This is a genomic window from Alloalcanivorax marinus (genome assembly GCF_016785095.1).
GTDB lineage: Bacteria > Pseudomonadota > Gammaproteobacteria > Pseudomonadales > Alcanivoracaceae > Alloalcanivorax > Alloalcanivorax marinus_A.
Map to the genome: position 1 here is coordinate 1 of NZ_JAEKJB010000007.1, position 3,650 is coordinate 3,650.

Sequence of the window (3,650 nt, forward strand, 5' to 3'; positions counted from 1 at the left end):
TGAAGGGTTTCTGGGATTGGGTGTTGGAATAGATGGGTTTCTGGGATTGGGTTGTGTTGGGGGGGGGTGTGAGAGAGGCTGCTGGGATTGGGTATTGGGTATTGGGTGGGGAGGTGTTGGTGGCGGCGTTTAAAGGAAGCGGGTAGGAGCGACCGGGCGGCGCTCCGCTTTAGTCGCGATGGGGGGTGGCACGGCGCGTTGGGCGTTAACCGGGGAGTTGGACGATGCTCTGGGGTGCTGATGACCTACTTAGGTGGCGAGCGGTGCTCGCCATCGCTGCGCGACGCCTTCGGCGCCTGCTCCCCGTTCCTTCGGAACAGGGTCGCTCACATGGGCCTGTGTAGGGAAAGAAGGACACCGTATCCTAAATACAAAAAACCCCCGGCACTGCGTGACGGGGGTCTTTTGTATTTAGGAGCCTGACGATGACCTACTCTCACATGGGGAGACCCCACACTACCATCGGCGCTGAGTGGTTTCACTTCTGAGTTCGGCATGGAATCAGGTGGTTCCCACTCGCTATGGTCGTCAGGCAAACCGGTTTGGTGATACTCACCAAAAAGGGTTGCCTTGTCCGTTTGGCACGGACAAAGCCAATCTGGAAAACGAGGCGTCCAGCGTCAGGGTCATCCGACACCTGTTGCTATTGGGTGCTTGATTGATCGTTGACCGCTGCCACGCAGGCCGTTCCTTGCGGAACGTTCAAACTGCTTTGGCGTTATATGGTCAAGCCGCACGGGCAATTAGTACGGGTTAGCTTCACGCCTCACAGCGCGTCCACATCCCGCCTATCAACGTGGTGGTCTTCCACAGCCCTTCAGGACCCTCAAGGGGTCAGGGAGATCTCATCTTGAGGGAGGCTTCCCGCTTAGATGCTTTCAGCGGTTATCCCGTCCGAACGTAGCTACCCGGCAATGCCACTGGCGTGACAACCGGAACACCAGAGGTTCGTCCACTCCGGTCCTCTCGTACTAGGAGCAGCTCCTCTCAAATCTCCAACGCCCACGGCAGATAGGGACCGAACTGTCTCACGACGTTCTAAACCCAGCTCGCGTACCTCTTTAAATGGCGAACAGCCATACCCTTGGGACCGGCTTCAGCCCCAGGATGAGATGAGCCGACATCGAGGTGCCAAACACCGCCGTCGATGTGAACTCTTGGGCGGTATCAGCCTGTTATCCCCGGAGTACCTTTTATCCGTTGAGCGATGGCCCTTCCATACAGAACCACCGGATCACTAAGACCTGCTTTCGCACCTGCTCGACTTGTAGGTCTCGCAGTCAAGCACCCTTCTACCTTTACGCTCATTGCACGATGTCCGACCGTGCTGAGGGTACCTTTGTGCTCCTCCGTTACTCTTTGGGAGGAGACCGCCCCAGTCAAACTACCCACCACACAATGTCCCCGACCCGGATAACGGGCCTGGGTTAGAACCTCGAACATGCCAGGCTGGTATTTCAAGGACGACTCCACGATGACTGGCGTCACCGCTTCAATGTCTCCCAGCTATCCTACACAAGCAGGCTCAAAGTCCACTGTGAAGCTGTAGTAAAGGTTCACGGGGTCTTTCCGTCTAGCCGCGGGTACACAGCATCTTCACTGCGATTTCGATTTCACTGAGTCTCGGGTGGAGACAGTGCCCCCATCATTACGCCATTCGTGCAGGTCGGAACTTACCCGACAAGGAATTTCGCTACCTTAGGACCGTTATAGTTACGGCCGCCGTTTACCGGGGCTTCGATCAAGAGCTTCGCCGAAGCTAACCCCATCAATTAACCTTCCGGCACCGGGCAGGCGTCACACCCTATACGTCCGCTTACGCGTTTGCAGAGTGCTGTGTTTTTAATAAACAGTTGCAGGGGCCTTTTCACTGCGGCCACTCGATGCTTACGGGGCAAGCCCTTCACACCAAGCGGCGTACCTTCTCCCGAAGTTACGGTACCATTTTGCCTAGTTCCTTCACCCGAGTTCTCTCAAGCGCCTTAGAATACTCATCCCAACCACCTGTGTCGGTTTGGGGTACGGTTCCTTGTAACCTGAAGCTTAGAAGATTTTCCTGGAAGCAGGGCATCAACCACTTCCCAGCCGCAAAGGGCCGGTGGTCTCGATTCTCAGCCTTAAGGTGCCGGATTTGCCTAACACCTCAGCCTACAACCTTTCCCCGGGACAACCAACGCCCGGTAGGCCTAGCCTTCTCCGTCTCTCCATCGCAGTTACAAGAAGTACGGGAATATTAACCCGTTTCCCATCAGCTACGCCTTTCAGCCTCGCCTTAGGGGCCGACTCACCCTGCGCCGATTAGCGTTGCGCAGGAAACCTTGGTCTTTCGGCGTGCAGGTTTTTCACCCGCATTATCGTTACTCACGTCAGCATTCGCACTTGTGATACCTCCAGCATGCTTCTCAACACACCTTCACAGGCTTACACAACGCTCCCCTACCCAGTATGCATAAGCACACTGCCGCAGCTTCGGTATCCAGTTTGAGCCCCGTTACATCTTCCGCGCAGGCCGACTCGACTAGTGAGCTATTACGCTTTCTTTAAAGGGTGGCTGCTTCTAAGCCAACCTCCTAGCTGTCTGAGCCTTCCCACATCGTTTCCCACTTAACTGGAATTTGGGGACCTTAGCTGGCGGTCTGGGTTGTTTCCCTCTCCACGACGGACGTTAGCACCCGCCGTGTGTCTCCCGTACTGCACTCACCGGTATTCGGAGTTTGCATCGGTTTGGTAACCCGGGATGGGCCCCTAGCCGAAACAGTGCTCTACCCCCGGTGGTGATATACGAGGCGCTACCTAAATAGCTTTCGGGGAGAACCAGCTATCTCCGGACTTGATTAGCCTTTCACTCCGACCCACAGGTCATCCGAATCTTTTTCAACAGATCCCGGTTCGGTCCTCCAGTGCGTGTTACCGCACCTTCAACCTGCCCATGGGTAGATCGTCCGGTTTCGGGTCTATTCCCAGCAACTCGTCGCCCTATTCAGACTCGGTTTCCCTACGGCTCCCCTATACGGTTAACCTCGCTACTGAGAATAAGTCGCTGACCCATTATACAAAAGGTACGCCGTCACCCAACAAAGCGGGCTCCGACTGCTTGTACGTACACGGTTTCAGGGTCTATTTCACTCCCCTCTCCGGGGTTCTTTTCGCCTTTCCCTCACGGTACTGGTTCACTATCGGTCAGCCAGGAGTATTTAGCCTTGGAGGATGGTCCCCCCATGTTCAGTCAAGGTTTCACGTGCCCCGACCTACTCGTTTTCACATACTCAGGTTTTCGGATACGGGACTATCACCCACTATGGTCGGCCTTCCCAAGCCGTTCTCCTAACCAGTCGCATGCTTAAGGGCTAATCCGCGTTCGCTCGCCGCTACTGACGGAATCTCAATTGATTTCTGTTCCTACGGGTACTTAGATGTTTCAGTTCCCCGCGTTCGCCTCACACACCTATGGATTCAGTGTGTGATACCCGCCTTATGACGGGTGGGTTGCCCCATTCGGAGATCTCCGGGTCAAACGGTTGTTTGCCACCTAACCGGAGCTTATCGCAGGCTACAACGTCCTTCATCGCCTCTGGCTGCCAAGGCATCCACCGTGCACGCTTCGTCACTTGACCATATAACCCAAAACAGTCTGAACCGTTCAGGCCACA

At 55.4% G+C, this 3,650-nt stretch carries 2 rRNA genes; both read right to left on the reverse strand.

Annotated elements, in window-relative coordinates:
• Nucleotides 1-417 precede the first annotated feature (417 nt).
• Nucleotides 418-533 (reverse strand): 5S ribosomal RNA (gene rrf, locus JF515_RS06945).
• A 189-nt stretch (nucleotides 534-722) separates the two neighbouring features.
• Nucleotides 723-3,614, reverse strand: a 23S ribosomal RNA gene (locus JF515_RS06950).
• Nucleotides 3,615-3,650 lie beyond the last annotated feature (36 nt).